The following is a 24570-nucleotide window of genomic DNA, read 5'->3' as shown; positions in this document are numbered from 1 at the left end:
GTCGTTCCGTCCTCCGGCTTCAGCCTCCCCTACCGAGGTTTCGGGGGCATTTCCGGGCGGTGATTTTCGTATGTCGATTTCCGGCGTCCGCCGATTTACTGGTGTCCCCCGGGGACCTTCCCCTGCCATGATGTGGGAATAGCCCCACGGCCCTACGACCCCAAGGACAACGATGACGGAGCACGAGCACCCCGAACACGGCAGCAACACCAGTGCGGCCCAGATGTGGGACGAGAAGTACAGCAGCCGGGCCAGGATCTGGAGCGGCGAGCCGAATCCGCAGCTGATCGCCGAGGCCGCACCCCTTTCCCCCGGAACGGCCCTGGACCTGGGTTGCGGTGAGGGCGCGGATGCGATCTGGCTCGCCAGCCGCGGCTGGAAAGTCACCGCCGTCGACGTCTCCGCGGTCGCGCTGGAGCGGGCGGAGGCGCATGCGCAAGAGCGCGGTCAGAGCGGGAACATCACGTGGGTCCAGCAGGACCTGGCCACCTGGGTGCCCGAGGAACTCTTCGACCTGGTCACGGCCCAGTTTCTGCATTCCACTGTGATGCCCTGGCAGCAGGCCCTCCAGATCGCGGCCGCAGCGGTGCGGACCGGAGGGACGCTGCTGATTGTGGGCCACCATCCCGCCGGTCTGCCATCGGGCCATAATCACGAACCGGAGATGTTTTACACGGCCGAGCAGTTGGCCCGCGAGCTCGGAATTGAGGAACCCGGCTGGCGGCTCGACGTCGTCGACACTCGGCACCGCAGTGCCACCGGGCCCGACGGCGAGGCTGCCGCCCTGACGGACGCCGTGCTGCGGGCCACCCGCCTCACCGCCCACTGAGCTCACCCAAGCGGAGCAGGGAGCGACATGAGCCGGCCGCACCGCATTGACACTCACCAGCACATCATTCCGCCGGGGTATGCACGATGGATGCTCGAGAAGGGCATCCGCCCGGGTGGCCTGAGCCTGCCGTCGTGGTCGGAGCGCTCCGCATTAAAGTTCATGGACGCGAACGACGTGCAGACGGGCATCTTGTCCCTCTCCACGCCCGGCGTCTACTTTGGGGACGCCCTGGAGGCGCGGCGATGGGCGCGGGAGGTCAATGAGTACAGCGCCGGGATGGTGGCCGGTCGGCCGGATCGATTCGGGTTCTTCGCGACACTCACGTTGCCGGACGTGGAGGGCGCCCTGACGGAGGCCGCCTATGCGCTGGACAACCTGCAGGCGGACGGCATCGTGCTGCTGGCCAACAACGACGGCCGCTACCTGGGCGACCCGGACTTCGAGCCCCTGCTGGAGTTCCTGCACCGCCGCCGGGCCGTTGTCTTCATTCACCCTGCCGAGATGCCCGGCCCGGCGGTGCCGGGCATCCCCGGCTTCGCCGCGGACTTCCTGCTCGACACCACCCGCGCCGCTATCAGCCTGATCCTGTCCGGTGCGATGGAGAAGTACCCGGAAATCAAGTTCCTCCTGGCCCATGCGGGCGGCTTCGTGCCGTACATCGCCTTCAGGATCCTGCTCACGATGCTCAACGATAAGGATCTGGCCCTAAGCGCCCTGGCCGCGCTGACAGATGAGAAGCAATCCATCCTGCGGCGGTTCTACTACGACCTCGCCCTGTCCGCGAGCCCGACGACGCTGCCCACCCTGCTCAAGGTCGCTGACCCCCGGCGCATCACCTACGGAACTGACTTCCCGTTCGCCCCATCGATGGCGATCGGGCTCCTGACTACGCAGTACGAGAACTACTCGCTGGAGCCATCCCTGCGCGCGGCGATCGACCGCGACAATTCCGAGGCGCTCTTTCCCCGGCTGAAACAAAACCGAGGCTGAAACGACGGCGGGAACGGGCGCGAGGCCGGGCAAAGCTCATCCAAGACCGGGTCACATAGATGCGCCGATCGGAAGGCCGCAGTCGTTGCTTGCAACACAGCTGGAAGTAATAACCGGTCTCGGCCAACGACCGGGGCCGTCCTGTCACAGGCAAACTAGGCGTCCAGGATGCTGCGCCGCCCGGCCACCCGCGGGGCGATGGCGACCGCGGCGACGCCAATCAGTGCGGTCAGGGCGAAGACCCCGCCGAAGGACGCCGCCGCCGTCGGGAACGCGGTAAAGATAATGCCCGTGGTGGCGAGTGATAGCGCCCCGCCCAGCGAGTCGGAAATGGACATCGCCGAACTGTTGAAGCCCTCCTCTTCCTTGCTGGACAGTGCCAGGGTCATCACGCTCAGGCGGGCATACATCAGCCCCATGCCGCCCCCGGCGACCACCCAGGCGATGATCGCGACGGCGGCCGGCCAGTTAAGGACCGTGGTCAGCAGCACCAGGGCGACGGCGCCAAGGACCAGGGCCGCCCCGATCCGAACAGCGCGGCGGTGATCCAGCCGCGACCCGAGGCGGCCCTGGACCGCGGAACCTGCCGCCCACGCGACGGCGCCGCCGGTCAGGGACAAGCCCGCGAAGGTGGGTGAGAAAGCGTAGCGCTCGACCAGCAGGTAGGGCAGGTAGACCTCGGCGCCGAAGAAAGAGGCAGAAGCCAGGCCGCGGGTGAGGATAACGCTGGGAAGTCCGCGGCGGGCGGTCAATGTTCCCCGCGGCACCAGCGGGCGGACCGCGATGAGGGCCACGACGACGGCCGCCACGGCCACGGCTCCGCCCGCCACCGGAAGCCTGGCGGAGAGGTTCAGGCCGAGCACGGCGAGCGCTGCGAGGGCGGCCCAGGCCAGCCTCCCGATCCCGGAGGAAAGCCCCGGACTGCGGGGGGACATGTCCTCCGGTGCTGCGGTTGTCCGGGCATCGGATGCCCGGGGTACGCCGTCGGGTGCGCCGTCGGGCTCGTCGTCGGGCTCGTCGTCGGGGGTTCCGTCGGTGGTGCCTTCGGGGGTGGCGTCCCGCGTGCCGTGCAGCCCGCGCAGCGCCGGAACAATCATCAGCAGCGCCGGCACCACAAGCCCCACCACGCCCAGGAACACCCAGTGCCAGCTGGCCAGCTGCGCCACAAGGCCCGCGGCGAACGGACCCACCAGCGAGGGGATCACCCAGGCTGCGGAAAAGGCGGCGAAGATCTTGGGGTGCAGCACGGGCGGATAGACCCGGGCGATCACGACGTACAGCGCCACCGTCATGGCGCCGCCACCCAGGCCCTGGACCAGCCGGCCGGCCACGAGGGCTGGCATGGCCGCTGCTGTCCCGGCGATCAGCAGACCCACCACAAACATGGCGACAGATGCGTACAGCGGTCCGACCGGGCCGCGCCGGTCGGACCAGTTGCCGGCTGCCACCATCCCGATCACGCCGGTGGCGAGCGGGCCGGCGAAGGCCAGGGCGTAGAGGCTGGCACCCTCCAGCTCCCGGCTGACCACGGGCATGATCGTGGTCACCGCCAGCGATTCGAAGGCGGCCAGGAACACGAGTGCACAGGCGCCCAGGGTCACCAGCAGGTAATCGCGGTGGAAGATGCCGGCTGATTCCAGGGTCGGAGCGGGAACGGAACTGGGCAAGGGCCTGGCCTGATCAATTGTCGTGGACAACCTCAACGGGGGTTCAGGTCGAGGTCGGCTGCCGCGGAGCATTCCGGCGGAGCCGGAATGGAACTCAAGGGGAAGCATGCCACAGCTTGCCGGCGGCACGCACCATGCGCGCGGCATCAGTTCTATACTCGCGGGAAGACCGGCGACAGGGGCGCAGTGACGTGAGTGCACGAATCGGAATCATTGGCGGCGGGATCGTCGGCATCGCGCTGGCCCGCGCGCTCGTGCAGCGCGGGCTCGGTGAGGTTACCGTCTTTGAGAAGGAGCATCGGCTGGCCGCCCACCAGACCGGGCACAACTCGGGCGTCGTGCACGCCGGCCTCTACTACGCGGCCGGGTCGCTGAAGGCACAGTTGTGCGTGGCCGGACGCGCGGCCCTTCGGGACTACTGCCAGCAGAAGAACCTTCCGTACCGGGAGGTCGGCAAGCTTGTGGTCGCCGTTGACGAGTCCGAACTGCCCGCCCTGGCCGAAATCGAAAAGCGGTCCCGGGCGAACGGCGTGCCGGGCCTTGCCCGGATCAACGACGCGTCCGGGTTGCATGAGATCGAACCGCACGTCGCCGGCGTGGCGGCGGTCCATTCACCGCACACCGCCGTCGTCGACTTTGCGGCGATCACCGAAGCGATGGCGCAGGACGTCCGGGAAGCCGGCGGCACCATCCTGCTCGGGCAGGAGGTGCTGTCGATGACCGTCGACGGCGCCACCGTGCGGGTCGGCACCGCCGGGTCGCAGCACGCCTTCGACCGGGTGATCGCCTGCGCCGGCCTGCAGTCCGACGTCGTTGCCCGCCTCGTGGGCGCCGACCCCGCACCGAAAATCCTTCCCTTCCGGGGCGAATACTGGTCCCTGAAACCGGAACGGACCGCCCTGGTGCGCGGGATGATCTACCCGGTGCCCGACCCGCGGTTCCCCTTCCTCGGCGTGCACTTCACCCGCGGTGTGTACGACGACGTGCACGTGGGTCCCAACGCCGTCCCGGCGCTCGCCCGGGAAGGCTACGGCTGGCTCGCCGTCTCGGCGAAGGACACCTGGGACTCCCTGCGCTGGCCCGGAGCGGGTCCGCTGGCGAAAAAACACTGGCGGATGGGGATCGACGAGATCAGCGGCTCTCTCGTCAAACCGCTCTACTACCGCAAGGCCCGGCGCTTCATCCCGGACTTGGCCATGTCGGACCTGACGGCGAAGACGGCTTCCGGTGTGCGGGCCCAGGCCTGGGGGCGCGACGGGACCCTGCTGGATGACTTCGCCGTGGACCAGGTCGGGCCGGTCACGCTGCTGCGGAATGCGCCGTCGCCCGCTGCCACCTCCTGCCTGGCCATCGCGGACCACCTCATCGACAGGTATCTGGGGGCCCCGCTGTCCTGATTCCTGGGCTGGCGTCGGCTATCGATCGCCCGTGTCGGGCCGAAGTGCCCTTCTTGCGATTCCCTGCCGAAACGTAGCCTGTGCCTTACACGATAAGGGGCCCGCGATGTCCGCTCGCACAGTCGAGACAGCAGGAATTCTCTGGGCAACGCCGGGGGCAAGCCGCAACCGCGGGGGCATCGCCCGCTGCACAGGCTCCGGGCGAGGTCTACGACGACCAGCAGCTCGTTGACATCGCGACGGCAGCGGTGCGCTCGCGGACCCTTCAGGGGATCGTGATTGACACGAGGACCGTCCGTGAAACGGCCAAGTACGCCGCCGGGCCTGCCAGTACCAGCGTCACGACGCCGGACCAGTGCGCCGCCTTCCGCCTGCATGAGGAAACAGAGGCCGCGTCGCGGCGGACCGACACTGGCGTGAACTTCGCGGAGGGCCGCCTGCCCCTCGCCGCGCAAGAGTCGCAGACGACCACTATCACCTTCGTGATCAGGAGCGCGCCGCACGACAAACTAGCCGCTGCGGACTTCACTAATACGGACGTCCTGGCGGCACAGTGTGCCCAATTCGAACGGAGCTACACCTACTCCGTGGCCGGCGGCGGGGCGATGTCGTCAACGTATGAGGCCCGGCTCGTGCCGGTGCCGCCCGTCGGGGAACAGGCGTACGCGACCACGCAGAAGGCGAAGGGGCTCGGCCCAATGGACATCGGGACGGCCGGACTGCACGTGCTGGCCGGAACCGTATCCATCGACATGGCTCTGTCCCTTTGGCCAGTGGACTCCGGGACGACCGCACGCGCCGTGGAATCCATGGCGGGCTTTGCCCGGGACCTCATCGACGAGGCAGTGAAGAATCCGCCCAGCGCTCCGAAGCCTGATCCCGCCGGCGCCCGCAGCCCCGACGAGCTCAGCCAGTTGCTCAAGGGCGTGACGGGCGGGGCCGGCACGGAGCTTTATGTGACGCCGACCGGGGCCCGCGCGGTCACCAGTTCGTCAGGTGGCTCGCCACTCCCGTCTCCAGCGGGCTGCGTTTACGACGACGCCGCCTACTTCGGAATGCTGGCAGGCGCGGCGACCATGGCCCAGGGCATCGTGTCCACCGCCGACAAGCTGGTTTCGCTCGACGTGACCATCATCAGCCTGGGCACGGCGCTCGCCCGGCCGTACCCCTTCGACGCCCGGACCACGGCACTAGAGGGTTGCACGTCCATCCAGGCGAACGTCCTGGGCCAGGGCGATCTCTCGTGGTCGGAGGTTAAGCCCCTGGCCGTGCAGTTCGACGCCGATTCCAGCCATGCCTTCAGGTACCGGGCCTCGGACGGAACCGGACGTTCCTACGTCCGTCTCGGCGCCCGGAAGGGAACGCTCACGGTGGAAGTGGACACCATGAGGTATCGGCCGCTCGAGGAGGACGAGGTCCAGGCCTCAGTCGACGCGGCAAGCGCCGTCATCCGGCAGGTCTTCGCGAAAGCCGGCCTGTAGGGGCCACGCCCGGTCTCCTCCGAGCCGCAGCGATCCTTCCGTCAGCTGCCGATGAAGCGGTTCCGCCCGGCGCGGTAGCCGAACACCGCCGCCAGCGATCCGACGGCGAGGAAGAGCACACCCGCCGCCGCGAACGACCCCGTGGCCTGGTGCAACTGGCCGACCAGCAGCGTCCCGGTGGACCCGACCCCGTAGCCCACGCCCTGCATCATCCCGGACAGGTGCGCCGCGGTGTGCCCGTCCCGGGTGCGGACCATGATCATGGTGAGCGCGACGGCGGTCAGGCTGCCCTGGCCCAGGCCCAGCAGCCCGGTCCACAGCCAGATCAGCTCCAGCGGCCCGAAAATGCTGAGCGCGAAGCCGCCTCCGGTCATCAGCGCCACCACGGTGTTGATCGCGCGCTGGTCCCGCAACCGGGTGGCGAGCGCCGGCGCGAACAGGGACCCCAGCATTTGCAGCACGATCGAGACCGAGACGATCACCCCGGCCGTGCCGCCGTCCACCCCGCGCTCGCGCAGGATCGGGGCCAGCCAGGCGAAAACGCTGAACGACATCATCGCCTGCAGCACCATAAAGATGGTCACCTGCCACGCGACTGCCGAACGCCATACGTTCACGCCGCCCTGCGCAACCTGGTGCCGGCCGTGGCGCTGCCGGAGGGCCAGCGGCAGGAACAGCAGAAGAACGACGCCGGCGGGCAGTGCCCAGAACCGCAGCGCCGCTGTCCACTCCGCCGTGGCGCTGAAGACCGGATAGGTGAAACCGGCGCCGAGCGCCGCAGAGGCGCAGATCGCAGTGGTGTACAGGCCACCCATCAGGCCGAGCCGGTGCGGGAAGTCACGCTTGACCAGACCCGGCAGCAGCACGTTGCACAGCGAGATCGCCGCACCGCAGGCAGCCGTCCCGGCCAGCAGGGCCGGGAGGTGCCCGGCGCCGCCGGCCTCCAGGGGCCGCAGCAGGAGCCCTGCCGTCAGCACGGCCATGGCCCCCAGGAGCACGCGCTCGGCGCCGAAGCGGCGGGCCAGCACGGGCGCGAGCGGCGCGAAAACGCCGAGCAGCGTCACCGGCACCGTGGTGAGGACAACGACGGCCCAGCCCGGCAGCCCGGCGTCGGCCGTCACCTCGGGCAGGACCGCGGAGAAGCTGGAGAACACGGTGCGCAGGTTCAGCCCGATCAGGACCAGGCACACACCCAGGTAGGCCAGGCTGCGGCGGCTCCCGACCCGGGTGGGCTCCGCCGCGGGGACGTCGTCGATCTCGGCGTCCACCAGCAGGCTTCGGCGGTCTTCGACCCCGACGCCGGTGGCGGCGGGGTCCTGGGAGCTTTTCGGTACAGTCACGGCCCCATTCTGGCAGGCTCCGCGCCGCCGGCCGTGTCACGGCGCCCGGCCGGGACTCCACTATTCTGGAAGGGATGAGTGAATCCCCAGAATCCCCCGAAACACCGAAGCCTCCCCGGCCGGTGACCCCCGGCACGCAGGCCGCCTTCGGCACGTACGGCGGCCGTCCGGTCAGCTTCGTGCGTCGCGGCACCCGCCTGCAGGGCCGCCGCCAGGTCGCGTGGGAGGAACATTCCGACCGGTGGGCCGTCGAGGTCCCCCGCCACATCGCCAACACCTCCGTGCACCCGGACTATGTCTTCGACGCCGAGGCCGAATTCGGCCGCACGGCCCCCCTGATCGTGGAGATCGGCTCCGGCCTGGGCGACGCCGTCTGCCACGCCGCCGAAGCGAACCCGGACAAGGACTTCCTCGCTGTCGAGGTCTACACCCCGGGACTGGCCAACACCCTGATCAAGATCAACAGCCGTGGCCTGGCCAACGTCCGCGTCGTGGAAGCGAATGCCCCCGAAGTGCTCGCCACCATGCTGCCGGCCGGGTCCGTGACCGAACTCTGGGTCTTCTTCCCGGACCCGTGGCACAAGTCCCGGCACCACAAACGCCGCCTGATCCAGCCGGCCTTCGCGGAGCTCGCCGCACGGGCCCTCAAGCCCGGGGGCATCTGGCGGATCGCAACGGACTGGTCCAACTATGCCGTCCACGTCCGCGACGTCCTGGCCGGCTCCGCCGACTTTGAGAACCTGCATGACGGCGAGCGCAGCGGCGACGAAAGCCCGCTCACCCGGGTCTGGGAATCCGGCGTCGAGTCCCTCGTGGGCGGGGCCCCGGTGAAGGAGGGCCGCGCCCCGGTAAGCACCGAACACACCGGCCCCAATGAGGGAACCGATGAGGCCGGCGGCTGGGCGCCGCGGTTCGATGGGCGGATCCTGACGAGTTTCGAGAACAAGGCGCACGACGCCGGCCGGCTCATCTTCGACCTCAGTTACCGGCGCCGCTAGTCCCGCCACACGTCAGTGCTGTTCCCGGCGGGCTTCGCGTGGCACGATTACGGAAAGGCATGATCCGGGCGGAATGGACGTCCGGCAGAACCACCGAGTCAGTCGAGGAACCCGCCATCAAAAGAGAACTGAAGGACGCCGCGGACGCGGCCGAAAGCGTCACGAATTCCCGCGCACTGGAGCTGGTGGCCCGTGCCGGTTTTGCGGTCAGCGGCATCCTGCACTTCCTGATCGGACTCGTCGCGATCCGGCTGGCCATGGGTGGCGAAGGCGAGGCCGACGTCAGTGGCGCCGTGGAGCAACTCGCCGCGCAGCCGGCAGGGCCGTTGCTGCTCTGGAGTTCCTTCGTAGCCTGCGTGGCCCTTGCGATCTGGCAGGCCAGCGATGCGATCTTCGATTTTGAACACCTGCCGGCGAAGAAAAAGCTGGGGAAAAAGGCCAAAGCCGCCCTCCAGGCGGTGGTCTACGCCGGACTCGCCCTCACCCTGTTCTCTTTCGCCAACGGCGCCGGGAAGGAACACACCAGCTCCACCAGCGACCTCACGGCGTCCATCCTGAAAGCCCCGGGCGGCTACGCGCTGCTGCTCGTCGTCGGCGCGGGCGTGGCCATCGCCGGCATCATCTACGCCATCCGGGGCTTCCGGCAGTCCTTCACCAAATACCTCCGGCTCCCCGCCTCGCCGCGGGCACGCTCGGCGGTGACCATCCTCGGCGTCGTCGGATACGCCGCGAAAGGCATCGTCCTGCTGCTGGTGGGGCTGCTGGTCATCATCGCCACGGTGACGGCCCACCCTGAGGAGTCCACCGGGCTCGACGGCGGCCTGAAGGCCCTTCGCGACCAGCCGTTCGGCCTGTACATCCTGGCAGCCGTCGGCGTCGGCCTGATCTTCTACGGCATCTTTATGATGGTGCGGGCCAAACTCGCCAAGATGTAAGGCCGGACATGCCCAGCCCGGACATCCGCGGCCCCGGCCCGGGTTCCTCGTTCGTCCTGACCGGAACACTGATCACCGACGGCGCCGCCACCGCTGATTCCGTCGTGGCGGTGGCCGGCGGCGGGATCTCCTATGCCGGGCCGCGGAGCGGCTTCGACGCCGCGGGCTTCGACGCCGGCGTCCGCGCCGCGGGCTTCGGCCACGTGGCGGAGATCGACCTTCCGGCGGGCAGTTCGATCCTTCCCGGGCTCGTTGACCTGCACTGCCATGGTGCAGCCGGCGGCGATTTTCCCACCGGTGACAACACGGCGTGCCGCGCGGCCGTCGAATTTCTGCACCGCAACGGAACCACAACGCTGCTGGCCAGCCTCGTGACCGCGCCGGCGGAGGAGCTCCTCCGGGGAATGGGGGTGCTGCGGCCGCTCGCCGACGAGGGCCTCATCGCCGGCATCCACGCCGAAGGCCCGTTCCTCGCCCGCGCCCGCTGCGGGGCGCAGGACCCGGCGTGGCTTCGGGACCCGGACCCTGAGCTGCTGCGCCGGCTGCTGCACGCGGCCGGCGGCACGCTCACGACCATGACGTATGCCCCCGAACTGCCCGGAGCCGCCGGGCTGGTCAGCCTGCTCGCCGGGAACGGTGTGACACCTTCCCTGGGCCACACCGACGCCGATGCCCAGACCGCCGCAAACTCGCTGGCCGCCGCGGCGGAAGCCCTGCGGGGAACGGGCCGGCGGCCGACGGTGACGCACCTGTTCAACGGGATGCCGCCGCTCCACCACCGGAGCCCCGGTCCCGTGGCAGCATGCCTGCGCCTCGCGGCCGCCGGCACCGTGGCGGTGGAACTCATCGGCGACGGCGTCCATCTGGACGCCGAGACCGTCCGGATGGTGTTCGGGCTGGTCGGCGCCGGCAACGTCGCCCTGGTCACCGATTCCATGGCGGCGACCGGCCTGCCCGACGGCGACTACGAACTCGGCCGCTCCCCCGTGGTGGTGCGCGACGGCGTGGCGGCCCTGAAGAGCAGCGGTGCCCTCGCCGGCGGCACTGCCACGCTGCTCGACGTCGTCCGCCGGACCATCGCCGCCGGCGTCGCACCCGCAGACGCCGTCAAAGCCGCGACCCTGGTTCCGGCCGGGATCCTGGGTCTTGGAACCGAGATCGGGAGCCTGCGGCCGGGCAGGCGCGCCGACGTCGTGGCGGTGGACCACGACTTCCGGCTCGTCGTGGTCCTGCGCGGCGGACACGCCCTGACGCGGCCACAGTCATGACGCCCCCGGGCGCGAAACTGGGGCGTTTGTGATCGTTTGTTTCAGAACGTGTCGTCATTATTGGAAAATCGAAGATTCTGCAGGAAAGTAGGTGTTGCCGCCAGCCGAAACGGTTGCCGCAACGAAAAAAGTCCTTCTGAACGAATTACCAACCATCCAGATCGGCTGAGAGACCTGGCTCGATGACGCCGTAGCAACCACCCTTCGGGCACGGTGCTAATGCCAGGACCGATGGATATTGCCACGATCCCAAGTACCTCCGACCTGCGCCTTTGCGGTGGCTGGCGGGTGGGGCCTGTGATTCTGGAGTTCCTCGGTCATGACCGAGAGGATCCCCGATGGATACCAATAGATCACGCACGGCCACGACGAACGCGAAGGCCAAACGCCGCCCGCTGCGCTTGCTGACCCTGATGGGGGCGGCGGCCCTGGCCCTGAGCGCCTGCGGCGCCAACCCGGCCGGCGCCGCGGCATCGCAGACCCAGGATGGAACCCCGGTGCAGGGCGGGACGTTCGTCTTCGCCGAGGTCACCCCGATCAATAACTTCCAGACCCAGGCGGCGCGCTTTTACGAGAAGGCGAACGTCCTGAACAGCGTGCTGGACCGGCTGACCTATTTCGATGCCATTAAGGGCGAGCTCGTCCCCTGGATCGCCAGCAAGTTCACCGCAAGTGAGGATCAGACCAAGTTCACCTTCACGATCCGCCCGGGCGTGAGCTTTAGCGACGGGACACCGCTGGACGCCAAAGCGGTCCAGGCAAACTTCGAGGCGCTGGGGAAGGGTATCGAGGGCGCGAAGATCCAGCCGAACGTTGATTTCTCCGCCTACAAGTCCTCGCAGGTCATCGGCGAGGACCAGGTGGAAGTAACCCTGTCCTCCCCCGACGCCAACTTCCTGCGCGCCACGTCCTCCGTCACCGCAGGACTCGTGTCGGCAAAGACCCTCACCCTCGATAACGCCGGCCAGTCGGCCATCGCGAAAATCTCCGGATCGGGCCCCTTCACCTTCGAATCAGAGAAGGCCGATGAGGAAATCGTCCTGGCAAAGCGTTCCGACTACGCCTGGGCTCCGGAGGGTGCTGCCAACCAGGGCGCCGCCTACCTGGACAAGGTCGTCGTGAAGTACCTGCCGGAGGTGGCACACCGTGCGGGTGCCGTGCAGACCGGCCAGGTTGATCTGGTCCGCGGACTGCAGCCGGCCGACGAGACTGCCCTTGCCGGCAGCGGCAACCAGGTCCTGCCGGCCAAGGGCATTGACTTGACGGCAAACATGGCGGCAGTGCGGGTCGGCAGCGGCAAGCTGGCGGACGCGAAGGTCCGCCAGGCGCTGCAGTTTGGGATCGACCGGCCGACACTCAAGGACACGGTGCTCTCCGACAGCTACGAGCTCGCCGGTTCCATCCTGAACCGTGAAGCGCCTGACTTCGTTGATCTCTCCGCCGATCTGGCCTACAACCCGGAGAAGTCCAAGAGCCTGCTGGAGGAAGCCGGATGGGCAGTCGGCTCCGACGGCATCCGCGCCAAGGACGGCCAGAAGCTTGAGGTCACCGTCACGTCATCAAACAACTCCGTGGTCATCAAGCCCGCTTTCGAACTGATCGAGCAGCAGTGGCGCGAGATCGGCGTGAAGCTGGTCAACCGGGCCGCGGACAACGCCTTCCTGGCGACTGCCATGAAGGATCCCAACGTGGAATTCTTCGGGACCCGGCAGTTTGCCTACGGCGGCCTGGGGCCAGTCTTCGGCCCGGTCACCAACACGCAGACGTTGAACGCGGACCAGCAGCTCAATGGACTCTTCGCCACGGAACGCGCCGCCACCACCGCCGCCGCGCACAAGCAGTCCGTCGCCGACGAGCAGCGCGCGCTGGTGGTCGACCAGGCGTTGGCCCTCGTGCTCTGGGACGAGGTCCAGGTCTACGGCGCCAATGCGAAGTCGCATGTCGAATTCACCTCCGGCACCGCACCGATCTTCCAGGGCGCCTGGAAGACCGGCAAGTAGATGGTCATGGGCCTCTACTTTGCGCGGCGCCTCGGACAGGCACTGCTTGTCATCTGGCTGGCGTACACGCTCGTTTTCCTGGCAATCCAGCTGCTGCCCAGCGATCCGGTCACGATCTTCCTCTCGGCGGACGCAGCGGCTGACCAGGCGACCATTGATGCCATGAAGGCCCAGTACGGCTATGACCAGCCGCTGCTGGTGCAGTACTTCAACCAGCTTGGGCAGTTGCTCGGTGGAGACGTCGGGTACTCCCTGGCCTCCGGGCAGTCGGTGGCGGCCCGCATCGGTGCGGTGGCCGGATCCACCCTGGCGCTGGCCTCCAGTGCCTTCGTGCTGGCCGTCGTCCTGGCTGTGGCCCTCGTGTCCGCGGCAACGTTGAGCCGCTCGACGGCGCTGAAGCGCTTCATCACCAATCTGCCGCCGTTGTTCGCAGCGGTACCGGTGTTCTGGCTCGGGCTGGTGTTGCTGCAGCTGCTGTCCATTCAGCTCGGCGTGATGTCCCTTTTCCCGGACGGTTCCTTTGCCTCGCTGGCAGTTCCCGTGCTGGTCCTGGCCCTTCACGTTTCCGCCCCGATCGCGCAGGTGCTGCTCAAGAGCATCACGCACGTCTATGAGCAACCGTTCATCGACGTACTGCGGGCGAAGGGCGCGTCCCCCGCATGGATCTTCTACCGCCACGCCCTGAAGAATGCTGCAGGTCCGGCCATGACCATTGCCGGTATCACCGTCGGAACCCTGCTTGCCGGTTCCGTCATCACGGAGACCGTTTTCGCCCGCTCCGGCCTGGGCTCGGTGGTCCTGCAGGCCGTCACCGTCCAGGATGTCCCGCTGGTCCAGGGCCTGGTCCTGCTGACGGCGTCGGCCTTCGTTGCAGTGAACCTGATCGTCGACCTGCTGTATCCGCTGCTGGATCCCCGGATCCTCAAGAGCAGTGCGCACGGCTCGCCACGAGCACTGACTGCCTGAGACCGAACGGAGAACCTTGTGAGCATAGAGCTACTACGAACAGATCCTATTAATGAGGTGGCGCAGCCGCCGGCCGGTGGCAGCGCTGTCCCGACCGGCCAGGTAAAACGCGATGGAAGCCTCCTGCGCTTGGTGGGCCTGTGGCTGACCGTCCTTCCCCTGTTAATTGTTCTGGGGTGGGCCTTTTTACCGGGCCTGTTCACCGCCTTCGACCCCATCAGCGGCATTCCGAAGCAGAAATTCCAGCCGCCAAGTGCCGGGCACTGGTTCGGCACCGACCACCTGGGCCGGGACGTCTACGCGCGGGTCGTGCACGGCACCTCGCAGACCCTGCTCACCGCAGGGCTCGCTGTCCTGATCGGCTTCGTGGTGGGAACGTTCCTGGGCCTGTTTGCTGCGACGGCCGGCCGGGCCGCCGATGCGGGCACCATGCGCCTCGTCGACGTTCTCCTGGCTGTGCCGGGATTCCTGATCTCCCTGATCATCGTGACAGCGTTCGCGCCCGGACCGATCTCGCTCGGCGTGGGCGTGGGCATCGCCTCGATTGCCTCATTCGCCCGCGTAGTGCGCTCGGAAGTCCTGCGCGTCCGCAACCTGGACTACGTCGAGGCCGCCTTCCTCAACGGCGGATCCTACTGGTCCGTCGTCTGGAAGCATGTCCTGCCGAACTCCTGCGGACCGGTCCTCGCCCTGCTTGCCGTCGACCTTGGCGCCGCCATCCTCGCAATTTCCGGGCTTGGCTTCCTCGGCTTCGGCGCCCCTCCGCCCACCCCGGAATGGGGCCTGCTGATCTCTGAGGGTCGGCAATACCTCGCCGGCGCCTGGTGGATGACCAGTCTGCCGGGCCTGGTCATCGTGCTGACGGTCGTGCTTCTGGCCGGCCTCGGACGCCAACTTCTCAAGACCTTCCGGTTCTAGACAGGAGCCCCATGACTCACGCCGTAAAACCCATCGTCGAACCCGGACCTTTGCTTGAGGTGCGCGGACTGCAGGTCGAATACGGCCGCGGCCCGGCGGCCATCGTGGCCGCAGAGTCACTCGAACTGGTCCTCAAGCCGGGCGAAATCGTCGCCGTCGTCGGCGAATCCGGTTCCGGAAAAAGCACGCTCGCCAAATCGCTCATCGGCCTGCTCCCCGCAGCGGCCACGGTCTCCGCCGGAACCATCATGTTCGACGGAATTGAGCTGACCGGCCTTTCCGAACGCGCCATGGAGAAAATCCGTGGACGCAAAATCGGCATGGTCCCGCAGGACCCCGGCGCCTCACTGGATCCGGTGAAGACGGTCGGATCCCAGGTGGCCGAAGTCTTCCGGCTGCACCCGGAGGAAGGCAAGCGCTCCAAAAGCGAGATCCGGACGGAGGTCATCCGGCTCTTCGAACTGGTGGGCATCGACCGACCTGCGGAGCGGCTGAAACAGTACCCCCACGAACTCTCCGGCGGACTCAAGCAACGGGTCCTGATCGCGATCGCCTTCAGCCTGGGACCGAAGCTGCTGATAGCCGATGAACCGACCTCGGCGCTGGACGTCACCGTGCAGCGCCGGGTTCTTGAGGTATTCAGCAGGCTGGCCCGGGACCATGGGACGGCCGTCATCTTCGTGACGCACGACCTGGCCGTCGCCACGGACCTGGCCGACCGGATCGTGGTGATGCGGCAGGGCAGGATCCTGGAAGACCGTCCGGTGACCGATATCCTGTCGCGGCCGGAGGACGACTACACGGTCAGGCTGCTCCGGGAGGCCTCGCCGGCCGCCCCGAAAGCTGCCCCGGCCGCCGTGGGCACCGCCCGCGAGGAGCCCCTTGCGGCGATCGAAGTCCGCGGACTCACCAAGGTCTTCGGCAAGGGCGAGACCGAACACCGCGCCGTGGATGACGTCAGTTTTGCGGTGCGCCAAGGAACCACTTTCGCCCTGGTCGGGGAATCCGGGTCGGGCAAGTCCACCACAGCCCGCATGATCATGCGCCTGCTGGACCCGACGTCGGGCACCGTGGTGGTGCATGGGAACGACGTCACCTCGACCCAGGGCAACGACAAACGCGAGCTGTGGCGCTCCCTGCAGCTGGTGTACCAAAATCCGGACTCGGCGCTCGATCCGCGGCTGACCGTTCAAGACATCGTCGCCGAACCCCTGGTGAATTTCCGTGCCGGGTCCCGCCTGGAGCGTCGTGCCCGGGTTGCCGAACTCCTTGACCAGGTGAACCTCCCCGCGCGCGTCACCGGCAGCAGGACCAAGGAACTGTCCGGCGGCCAGCGCCAGCGCGTGGCGATCGCCCGGGCCCTCGCCCTTGGTGCCCGCACCATCGTGCTGGACGAGGCCCTTTCCGCCCTGGACGTCCTGACGCAGGCCCAGATTCTGGTCCTGCTCGAAAACCTGCAACGCGACCTGGGACTGTCCTACCTCTTCATTTCCCACGACCTGCACGTTGTTGAACGCTTCGCCCACGACGTCGGCGTGATGAGTCGGGGCCAGCTGCGGGAAGTCGGCCCGACTGCGCAGGTCTTCGCCAACCCACAAAGCGAATACACCCGCCTGTTGCTCGATTCCAACCCCGGCCACCGCCTGCGCGAACTAGTTACAACCGGCCACTAAGAACGTCAGTCCCCCTTCAACGTTAGGAACATGATGACTGTCTCGACAGAAGTAAGAGAACTCAGCGGAGAGGCCCGCTACGCGGCGTTGTCCGCGCGCTTCCAGGATGTCTTCGCACGGATCGCAGAAGGTGCCCTGGAACGCGAGTCCACCCACGTCCTGCCGTTCGAGCCCGTGGCCTGGCTGAAGGAAAGCGGATTCACCACCCTCCGTGTCCCAGCCGGGCACGGCGGGGACCCCGTCAGCTATGAGCACCTGAGCCGGCTGCTGATCGAACTCGCCGCCGCGGACTCCAACGTTTCACACCTGCTGCGGTCACACTTCTCGTTCGTGGAAACGATTGCGCTGCAGCCCATCGAATTCCGCAACCGCTGGTTCCCCCGGGTCCTCGCCGGTGAGATCTTTGGCAATGCTGCCACGGAACGCTCCGGCAACGCGCTGGGCACCACCCAGACGAAGCTTCGCGAGGTGGGGGGCCGTTGGCTGCTCAAGGGCGAAAAGTACTACACAACCGGCAGCATCTTCGCCGACTGGGTCGTGGTCATGGCAAGCACGGAGGGCCGTGAGGGCCGCCAGTACGCACTGGTCCGTGTGAACGACCCCAAAGTCACGATCCTGGACGACTGGGACGGTTTCGGGCAGCCGCTCACCGGCACCGGAACGGCCATTTTCGATGACGTGGAGGTCGACGCCGGGGACATCATCCAGCGCAAGGTCACCAGTACGCTGGAACCGGCTTTCTTCCAGCTTGCACTGCTGACCGTGCTCGTCGGAATCGGCCAGGCGGCGCTTCGCGACGCCAGCAGGCTGGTCCGCGAGCGCACCCGTACGTTCAATACCGGGTCAGGTTCACTGTTCCGGAACGATCCGCTGATCCAGGAACGCGTGGGCCAGATCGCCGCCGGCGTCTACGCCGCGCAGTCCATCGTGGTGGCAGCCGCACGCGACCTCGATGCCGCCGTCGACCCTTCTCTCGGACTTGATGGGGAGGCCGCCTTCGTCCGGGCCGAACTGGGAGTGCAGCAGGCACACGTGAGCGTCCCCGGCCTGGTCCTGGCCGCGGCCAATGAGCTGTTCGATGTCACCGGCGCTTCGTCGACCAGCCGCAGCAAGGGGCTGGACCGGCACTGGCGCAACGCCCGGACCGTAGCCACCCACAACCCGGTGGTGTTCAAGGCGCGGTCCGTCGGCGACTATCACATCAACGGAACCATTCCCACCGGCCTCCACAGCATCGGCGATGCGGTCCAGGCAACCGCGCCCGGCCAGGGGAGCGATTCCTGATGGGGACCTTCGATGAACGTCCGCGGCTGCTCCTGAGCGCTTTCGTGATGAACACAACCACCCACATCCTGGGCGGTCAGTGGCGGCATCCGGAGGCGCAGCAGCACCGCTTCAACGAACTGCAGCTGTGGGTCGATCTGGCCCGTGAGCTGGAGGAGGCAAAATTCGATGCGATGTTCTTCGCCGACGTCGTGGGCCTCTACGGTGACCACGAGGGCGGCTGGGCCTCGCTGGTCGAGCGCGGGCTTCAGGTCCCCTCGAACGATCCGCTGGTGCTCTGCTCCGCTCTGGCCGCGGTGACCAAGGATATTGGCCTCGCCATGACGAGCTCGGTGATCCAGTCGGATCCGTTCCAGCTCGCCCGCCAGCTCTCGACCCTGGACCACATTTCCAATGGCCGGGTTGCCTGGAACATCGTTACCAGTGTGCTGGAGAACGCCCACCGGAACTTCGGCAACGCTGGACTCACTCCGCACGACGACCGGTACGACTGGGCCGAGGAATACACCGAGGCCGTCTACAAACTCTGGGAGGGTTCCTGGGACGACGACGCCCTGCTGGCCGACAAGGTCCGCGGCATCCACGCGGACCCGGCGAAGGTCCACAAGATCAACCACCGCGGGACCCGATACTCCATTGACGGTCCGCATCTGGTCGCACCCAGCCCGCAGCGCACCCCGTTCCTGTTCCAGGCGGGGAGCTCCCCCCGCGGCAAGAAATTCGCCGCTGAGAATGCGGAGGCGACTTTCCTCTTTGCGCCCAACGTGGACTACGTCAGGAAGCAAACCGCCTCGATCCGGGCCCTCGAGGCCGCGGCAGGCCGGGCCGCCGGCGACGTCAAGATCTTCGGCGGACTGTCCTTCGTGATCGGCAGCACCGAGGCAGAGGTCACCCGCAAACAGGCCGACTACGACGAGTATCTGGATCTCGACACGATCATCGCGCATATCGGCGGCGGGATCGGCGTCGATTTGGGCGGTCTCCCGCTCGATACCCCGCTGGGCGAGATCGAGACCGAGGGTGCCCAGGGTGTCCTTCAGGCGGCCATCGCATCCGTTCCGGGCGGCAAGCCGACCATCGGTGACCTGGCACGTTACCGGGCCAAGGCCCAGCAGATCGCCGGCACCCCGGAACAGATCGTGGACGAACTGGAACGCTGGCAGGATGCCGGGATCGATGGTGTGAACATCATCAACCAGATCATCCCCGGGTCCTACACGGACTTCATCCAGGGGGTGCTGCCCGAGTTGCAGCGCCGCGGCCTGGCCCAGACGGAGTACGCGCCGGGCACGCTGCGTGAAAAGGTCTTCGGCCGTGGCTCGAAGCTCGAGCCGACCCACCCCGCAACACGTTATCGCGGTGCCTTCAGTGATCTGTCGGCCGCAGCAACGGTGAAGCCGAACGACTTGGCTCAGCTGCCGGCTTGGCCAGGCACCACTGGACCACGGCAGGCGGCGTGCCTGCCGTGGTCAGGCGGCGCCGGTAAGGCGGCGCCGGCCGTGGTCACACGGCGCCGGTAAGCATCCCGGCACGGAGCTGAACGCCGGAGTAGTTGCCTTTGTAAAAGACCAGGGGTTCCGCGTCGGTGCGTGCACTGAGGGAGCGGATGGCCGCGACAACGATCGTATGGTCGCCGCCGTCGTATTCATGGTGGAGCTGGCAGTCCACCCAGGCCAGGGCCTCGGGCAGCACAGGGTTGCCCAGCGGCGACGGAGAGTGGTCCACTCCGGCGAATTTTTCGGTGCCCGACCGGGCGAATTGGGCGGCCAGATGGAGGACGTCCGGGCCGGGCTGAAAGTCACCAGGGCGGGCTCCAGCGACAGGGACGAAAAGGACTGGCAGGTAAACCCGGCGGGGCCGTCGTTCGTGGCAGCGGTGATCACCGTCAACCCGGTAGCGAAATGACCCAGAACGTGACGGAGCCGTTGCGGGCTCAGGTCTGAATGATCCGTCATGGCGATTCCTTTCGAAGCTTTCCCCCTATCAATCACCGTTGCTTCCGGTTCCCAACACCAGCCGGAACCTGCGGACGCGCAGCGCAACATCGCTTCACACGACGCAGGGAATTGCCACGGCGGGCCGTCACCCCGTTTCATGAGGTGATCGCCCCACCGCCTGGCTCAGGGCTTGAAATCGTCGTGGACCACAACCCGGGACAGCTCAATCGTCCCGTCCGGCAACTGCCGTCGCCCAGTTCGACGATCGCAGCCCGCACTGGCGCGGCCCAGCACGTCCTCGATGATGTACTCGGCCGCGCGGGCAGCCGTCCGGCGGTCTCGTGCCATCCGCAGCGGGCTGCGGTGCACGTCGGTCATCCAGCGAAGATCCTCCGAGTAGACACGTGCCGCGTTGCCGAACACGTGCGCCCCGTACGGCAGGGTGTCGCCGAAGGCATAGCTTTCCGGGCCGTTTTCCAGCCAGTAGACCTCGGCCAGATCCCCAATCCTTCGAAAAATATGTTCGACGTCGATCCGGTTGTCCTGCTGCTCCGGATGCCATGAGACAACCGCCGCCGGCCTGGTCCGACCCGACGCCATCAGCCGCAACGCGAGTTCTGCCCCCGAGGTGACAACTACATAAGACTGTTCCATAACGAATCCCCAATCGCCGGCGCGGACGGTGGCCGCAGGTGGTGGGGAAGGCGGCCGCTCCCCCACCGTCAGTAGAGCAGCGGGGTCCGACAGTTAGTGCGGGCCGGATTAATGAGGGCCTGCTTTGCGCGGGCCTTGCTTTATGCGCCCGCCGATGCCCAGACTGTCGCCGCCCCCGTTAACCGAGGGGCACGGCGATGACGGCCATGGTCTGGTGCTGCGCGTTCCGCATTTCGACGCTGGAGATGTTGGTGAGCTGCACGGGTGTGGCTCCGGTGATCCTGACCCTGCCGCTGGGCGTTGCCGTCCAGGCGCAGGCGCGGTCCTCGCCGCCGTCGCGGTCCTTCACCCACAGCGAGAAGGTGCCGTCCGCCGGCAGGCTCCGGGCCTCGACCGCAAGCTCGGTGCCCCACGTTTTCTTGACCATGCCCACCGTGATCTGCAGCCCGTCGCTGGCCTGGACCGAATAGCTGGCGTCCGGTTTGGGCGGCTGGTTGACCAGCGGCGCGGCCAGGATTCCGAGCGCGAGGCACGCCGCGGCGACCGCAGCGAGCGCCGCCGCCGCGCGGCGTCGTGTTTTCCGGCGCCGCGCGGACAATTCGTCAAGCATCCGCCGCGGCGTCGCGGCCGGCGCGGGGACCGACAGCGCCGGGACCGAGGGCACCGGTTCCCGCCCGGCTGCGGCCGCAGCGGCGCCGAGGGCGACGGCGTCGGGCACCGGGAGCGCGTCCAGCAGCGCCGGGAGGCTGGCCAGTTCGTCCAGTTCCTGCCGGCAGTCCGCGCAGCTGCCCAGATGCTGCTCAAAGGCGGCTGCCTCCTCCGGCGCCAGCCCGCCCAGCAGGTAGGCGCCGAGCAGCTGGTGCAGTTCCGTGCCGCTCACCGCTGCACCCCCATCTCATCAAGGATCGTCCGGAGGGCGCGCACGGCATAGAATGCGCGGGACTTCACCGTTCCGCTCGGGATATTCAAACTGACCGATGCCTCCTGGACGGTATAGCGGCGGTAATGCAAGGCCACAAGAACTTCACGGTGCTCCGCGCTGAGCCGCAGCAGCGCCTCTTCCATCAGGACCCGGTTGAGCAGTTCGTCGACGCGTTCCTCGCCGTCGGCCGGGTCGGCCAGATCCCGGTCCGCCGTTTCCCGGGGCCGGCGCTGGGCCTTGCGGTAATTGTCGATCAGGATGTTCCGGGCCGTCCTGAACAGGTAGCTGCGCAGGCTGCCGGTGATCTGTGGGGCCCGCTGCCAGACCCGCAGCACTGTCTCCTGCACGACGTCGTCCGCCAGCTGCGGGTCCCGGCAGGCGCCGAGGACGAAACGCCTGAGCGCCGGCCCGTGGTCGCGGTAGATCGCCGCCACGACGTCCTCGTCCAGCGACATACCCGTCCTCCCTGGCTCCTGCGGTCCTGCGCTTTTGCCCCTATGACGTGCGGACCGCCGGAACGGTTCACGCGCGGGGATTCGGGGGCGGGGCAAGGGACCTGCTGTGAACCATTCTTACGCCGGCGGCGTCGTATCGGGTAGCGCCGGCCTCGCCAGTTGGCCGGTTCGAGTCAAGGAGCAGCAGATGAAGAAGCACCTCAGCATTGGCCTGTCCGCGTTCGCCCTCGCAGCCCTGCTCTCCGGCTGCGCAGGCACCAGTGGGACAGGCACTTCCACGCCGCCGGCGGCCGCGACGACGACCGGCAGTGCCGCGTCGGTCCCGGCGACTTCGGCTCCGGCGTCGGCCTCGGCCTCGGAACCGGCCATGTCCACACCCGCCGTCGCCACACCGGACCTCAAGGTCGCGGAGTCAACCGCGGGCACGATCGTGGTCGACGGCAAAGGGATGAGCGTCTACTTCTACACGAAGGACGTGAAGGATTCCGGAGCCAGCGCCTGCACCGGCGGCTGCCTCACGGCGTGGCCTCCGGTCCTCGCCGCCGCCGACTCGCCAACAGTCGAGGGCATCACCGGCACCGTGGGCACGATTGACACCCCCGATGGCAAGAAACAGCTGACCATCAACGGGATGCCCGTGTACTACTTCGCCAAGGATCTGGCCGCCGGGGACATCCTGGGCCAGGGCGTCGGCAGCGTCTGGTACCTCGTGGCGCCCTCAGGTGAGATGATCACCGCCGCCGCCGGCGCCGGATATTAGCAGCGGGCCGGCGCCGGATATTGGCAGCCGGCGGCAGTGGCTCCGGCAGCCGGCGGCAGCGGTTCCGGCAGCCGGCGGCAGCGACGCCGGACGCTCAGGCTTAGTCGTCTTCGAGCTCGAACTCGACGGCGGCCAGGATCTCCTTCGTGTCCGGGTGGATCATGACCGCTTCGCGCTCATCGTCCAGCATGAGGAACTCGCCCTGGTCCGTGGTGAAATGCCACGCCAGGGTGGTCTGGCCGTCGTGGTCATAGTTGGGGTCGCCCATGGTGATCTTCAGGAGCGCGTGGCCGGCCACGTCGCAGAGCTCACGGATGATCATCTCGAATTCCGGGGTGTCCAGGAGTTCATCTTCGGCGGCATCGGCCTGGCGTTCGGCAAGGTTGGGGATCCGGGACACCCGCTCGGCCACGTGCCGGTCGAGCTCCTCCGCGTCCAGGACCAGCAGGTCCGGCTGGCCCCGCAGCCAGGCGGCGTTGAACGCAATGATGTCTTCGGTCTCCAGCAGGGTTTCGAACTCGCCGTCGAGCTCCTCCAGCTGACGGACAGCGTCCGGAACGCCCGCCTCGGCAGCGTCGTCCAGGTCCGCGTCCCCGTCCAGGTAGGCGTCGGCTTCCTCCTCGGAAAGCGAATCGAAGGCAGCTGCGGTGCGGTTGAACAGGTCCAGGTGCGCGGCGGCCCCCATCCCTTCGAGCCCGGTCCTGATGTAGGCGTCGACGTCCTCGCGGTCCGGGGCGGTGAACACGTACTGGGCGAAACCGCCGCCCAGCGACTGCGTCAGGTAGAAGTCAACGTAGTAGCTGCGCAATGCGGTGGGCGCGATTTCGTCGACGTCGAGCAACTCCGCGTACATGGTGTTGACCACGTCCACGTTGGCGTCCACGACGTCCGCGTCGCTGCCGTTGATGCTCTCCCGCGGCAGGACCGGCGCATTATTCGTGGCGGGAAGGTGGGCGGGAAGGGCGGTGGAAAGGCCGTTGCTCATGGAAAATCCTCACTGCTGAAGGCGGGTGGCGCTCCGGACCCCTTCACGGTACGTGGCACCGCGGTGCCCGCGGTTGAGCCGGAGCTGAACGTCCGGCGAAGTTTGGGTGTCCCCGGACGGCACCTCCCGCCGCCCGGTCCACGCGGCACACCAACGCGGGGATCCTCCCGGCCCGTCCCGCCGGGACTTATGGGCGCCATGTGACCCCGCGTTGGTGTGGCGGGGCGGGCTGGTGCGCGTCAGCAGGGCTGCTCCCGGGTTGAGGAACTAACTACTCGCTTTGGCTCGCGCTGGATTCGTCCTCGGCGCGGTACCAGATGGTGGTGGCCATGGGGTCCGCCTTTTCCTCCAGCAAATGTCCCACGAGGCCAATGGCGCGGGCCATAACGCCCAGGCCGCGGGCGACGTGTGCGGGCACGCCCAGGGTCGAGGCCAGGGCGCCGATGGCACCGGTGGCATTGACCGGAAGAACCTTCCCGGAGCGTTCGGAGGCCAGCCGGGACAAGGCCTCAACCAGACGCGTGGCCGAGTCGTCGAAGCCAAGTTCGCGGCCCAGCTGGAACAATTTCTGCGCCCGTGGGTCCACCGGCTTGTGGACCGGGTGGCCCAGGCCCGGGATCGGCCGCTTTGCCGCGGCGAACTCGGCAACGATCTCCGCGGCGAGCGCGTCGACTTGCTCGTCGCTGAGCCGCTCGGCAGCTGCCACCTTGTCCGCGCCCTTGGCCGGGAGGCGTTTCTGGCAGATCTGCGCCGCGCCTTCGATGGTCCCAACGAAGGTGTTGCCCAGACCCAGGATGCCCGCTGCCACCGCACCCTGCAGGGATTCGGGGGCTCCAAGATAGGTCATCCGGGCGGCGATCGCGCTGGGTGTGACGCCGTGCTCCACCAGAGTGACCACCAAGGCGTTGAAGAGCACCGACTCGCGTTCGTCCGGGAGACGCTTAAAGATTTCCAGATAGGCGAAGTCACCCAAGTTGACGGTGCCCAGCATGCCGACCAGATCCTGTCCGAAGACGGTGACGGTGGAGGCGGTGGAACGGGCGATATCGGAGCGGATGGGCTTAGCGCCTCGTGCGTTTACAGTCGTGCTTGTCATGGTGGTCAGCCT

The 24570-nt window shown here is 67.7% G+C and carries 21 protein-coding genes, 1 pseudogene and 1 riboswitch; of the genes and pseudogenes, 14 read left to right on the top strand and 8 right to left on the bottom strand.

The window, feature by feature from the left end:
- Positions 1-172: 172 nt before the first annotated feature.
- Both AC50YM_RS05045 and AC50YM_RS05040 read left to right on the top strand, forming a co-directional pair.
- Positions 173-829, top strand: coding sequence for an SAM-dependent methyltransferase (locus tag AC50YM_RS05045; RefSeq protein WP_494955880.1), 657 nt, complete (start codon positions 173-175; stop codon positions 827-829).
- Positions 830-856: 27 nt separating this feature from the next.
- On the top strand, positions 857-1822 hold the full coding sequence (locus AC50YM_RS05040) for an amidohydrolase family protein (protein ID WP_494955879.1): 966 nt from the start codon (positions 857-859) through the stop codon (positions 1820-1822).
- A gap of 155 nt (positions 1823-1977) precedes the next feature.
- On the opposite strand, the gene AC50YM_RS05035 is transcribed toward AC50YM_RS05040, so the two are convergent.
- Positions 1978-3489, bottom strand: coding sequence for an MFS transporter (locus tag AC50YM_RS05035; RefSeq protein ID WP_494955878.1), 1512 nt, complete (start codon positions 3487-3489; stop codon positions 1978-1980).
- Between the two features lie 191 nt (positions 3490-3680).
- On the opposite strand from AC50YM_RS05035, the gene lhgO reads away from it, so the two are divergent.
- Together lhgO and AC50YM_RS05025 are read left to right on the top strand one after the other, a co-directional pair.
- Positions 3681-4886, top strand: a complete 1206-nt coding sequence (gene lhgO / locus AC50YM_RS05030) for an L-2-hydroxyglutarate oxidase (RefSeq protein ID WP_494955877.1) — start codon at positions 3681-3683, stop codon at positions 4884-4886.
- A gap of 275 nt (positions 4887-5161) precedes the next feature.
- Positions 5162-6367 carry a hypothetical protein gene (locus tag AC50YM_RS05025; protein WP_494955876.1) on the top strand — a complete coding sequence of 402 codons (1206 nt, stop codon included), beginning with the start codon at positions 5162-5164 and terminating at the stop codon, positions 6365-6367.
- A 41-nt stretch (positions 6368-6408) separates the two neighbouring features.
- Here the strand turns inward: AC50YM_RS05025 and AC50YM_RS05020 are convergent, their stop codons facing one another.
- On the bottom strand, positions 6409-7641 hold the full coding sequence (locus AC50YM_RS05020; RefSeq protein ID WP_494955960.1) for an MFS transporter: 1233 nt from the start codon (positions 7639-7641) through the stop codon (positions 6409-6411).
- 140 nt (positions 7642-7781) lie between these two features.
- Here AC50YM_RS05020 and trmB point away from each other — a divergent pair, with 140 nt between their 5' ends.
- From trmB to AC50YM_RS04975, 9 genes are all read left to right on the top strand, one after another.
- The gene (gene trmB / locus AC50YM_RS05015) at positions 7782-8705 is read left to right on the top strand and encodes a tRNA (guanosine(46)-N7)-methyltransferase TrmB (RefSeq protein ID WP_494955875.1); all 924 of its coding nucleotides are present in this window, start codon (positions 7782-7784) and stop codon (positions 8703-8705) included.
- Between the two features lie 59 nt (positions 8706-8764).
- Positions 8765-9640 carry a DUF1206 domain-containing protein gene (locus tag AC50YM_RS05010; protein WP_494955874.1) on the top strand — a complete coding sequence of 292 codons (876 nt, stop codon included), beginning with the start codon at positions 8765-8767 and terminating at the stop codon, positions 9638-9640.
- Between the two features lie 8 nt (positions 9641-9648).
- Positions 9649-10908: an N-acetylglucosamine-6-phosphate deacetylase gene (locus AC50YM_RS05005; protein ID WP_494955873.1), complete on the top strand. Its 1260-nt coding sequence runs from the start codon at positions 9649-9651 to the stop codon at positions 10906-10908.
- A 149-nt stretch (positions 10909-11057) separates the two neighbouring features.
- Positions 11058-11146: riboswitch (SAM riboswitch) on the top strand.
- A 100-nt stretch (positions 11147-11246) separates the two neighbouring features.
- Positions 11247-12908: an ABC transporter substrate-binding protein gene (locus tag AC50YM_RS05000; RefSeq protein WP_494955872.1), complete on the top strand. Its 1662-nt coding sequence runs from the start codon at positions 11247-11249 to the stop codon at positions 12906-12908.
- Between the two features lie 6 nt (positions 12909-12914).
- Positions 12915-13874 carry an ABC transporter permease gene (locus tag AC50YM_RS04995; RefSeq protein ID WP_494955871.1) on the top strand — a complete coding sequence of 320 codons (960 nt, stop codon included), beginning with the start codon at positions 12915-12917 and terminating at the stop codon, positions 13872-13874.
- Positions 13875-13892: 18 nt separating this feature from the next.
- Complete coding sequence (locus AC50YM_RS04990; RefSeq protein WP_494955870.1) at positions 13893-14792, top strand: ABC transporter permease; 900 nt, start codon at positions 13893-13895, stop codon at positions 14790-14792.
- Positions 14793-14803: 11 nt separating this feature from the next.
- Entirely contained in the window at positions 14804-16465 is a 1662-nt protein-coding gene (locus AC50YM_RS04985; RefSeq protein WP_494955869.1) for an ABC transporter ATP-binding protein, read from the top strand.
- 33 nt (positions 16466-16498) lie between these two features.
- Positions 16499-17749: an acyl-CoA dehydrogenase family protein gene (locus AC50YM_RS04980; RefSeq protein ID WP_494955868.1), complete on the top strand. Its 1251-nt coding sequence runs from the start codon at positions 16499-16501 to the stop codon at positions 17747-17749.
- The gene (locus AC50YM_RS04975; protein WP_494955867.1) at positions 17749-19269 is read left to right on the top strand and encodes an NtaA/DmoA family FMN-dependent monooxygenase; all 1521 of its coding nucleotides are present in this window, start codon (positions 17749-17751) and stop codon (positions 19267-19269) included. The genes AC50YM_RS04980 and AC50YM_RS04975 overlap by 1 nt, the downstream gene beginning before the upstream one ends.
- Here AC50YM_RS04975 and AC50YM_RS04970 read toward each other — a convergent pair.
- The 4 genes and pseudogenes from AC50YM_RS04970 to AC50YM_RS04955 form a co-directional block, all read right to left on the bottom strand.
- Positions 19253-19704: pseudogene (locus AC50YM_RS04970) on the bottom strand (flavin reductase family protein). The gene AC50YM_RS04975 and the pseudogene AC50YM_RS04970 sit on opposite strands and share 17 nt — an antisense overlap.
- Before the next feature lie 165 nt (positions 19705-19869).
- Positions 19870-20340 (bottom strand): hypothetical protein, encoded by a 471-nt coding sequence (locus AC50YM_RS04965; protein ID WP_494955866.1) that lies wholly within the window; start codon positions 20338-20340, stop codon positions 19870-19872.
- Between the two features lie 178 nt (positions 20341-20518).
- Positions 20519-21220, bottom strand: coding sequence for an anti-sigma factor family protein (locus tag AC50YM_RS04960; protein ID WP_494955865.1), 702 nt, complete (start codon positions 21218-21220; stop codon positions 20519-20521).
- Positions 21217-21717, bottom strand: coding sequence for a sigma-70 family RNA polymerase sigma factor (locus AC50YM_RS04955; protein WP_494955864.1), 501 nt, complete (start codon positions 21715-21717; stop codon positions 21217-21219). The genes AC50YM_RS04960 and AC50YM_RS04955 overlap by 4 nt, the downstream gene beginning before the upstream one ends.
- 187 nt (positions 21718-21904) lie before the next feature.
- On the opposite strand from AC50YM_RS04955, the gene AC50YM_RS04950 reads away from it, so the two are divergent.
- Positions 21905-22477 carry a COG4315 family predicted lipoprotein gene (locus AC50YM_RS04950; protein WP_494955863.1) on the top strand — a complete coding sequence of 191 codons (573 nt, stop codon included), beginning with the start codon at positions 21905-21907 and terminating at the stop codon, positions 22475-22477.
- Between the two features lie 100 nt (positions 22478-22577).
- Here the strand turns inward: AC50YM_RS04950 and AC50YM_RS04945 are convergent, their stop codons facing one another.
- A complete protein-coding gene (locus AC50YM_RS04945; protein WP_494955862.1) occupies positions 22578-23462 on the bottom strand; it encodes a DMP19 family protein in 885 nt (294 codons plus the stop codon).
- Positions 23463-23733: 271 nt separating this feature from the next.
- Positions 23734-24558, bottom strand: a complete 825-nt coding sequence (locus AC50YM_RS04940) for a citryl-CoA lyase (protein ID WP_494955861.1) — start codon at positions 24556-24558, stop codon at positions 23734-23736.
- Positions 24559-24570 lie beyond the last annotated feature (12 nt).

The organism is Pseudarthrobacter sp. RHLT1-30-1, assembly GCF_059383415.1.
The sequence above is the reverse complement of the archived record's forward strand: the minus strand, read 5'-3'. Positions and strand labels throughout refer to the sequence as shown.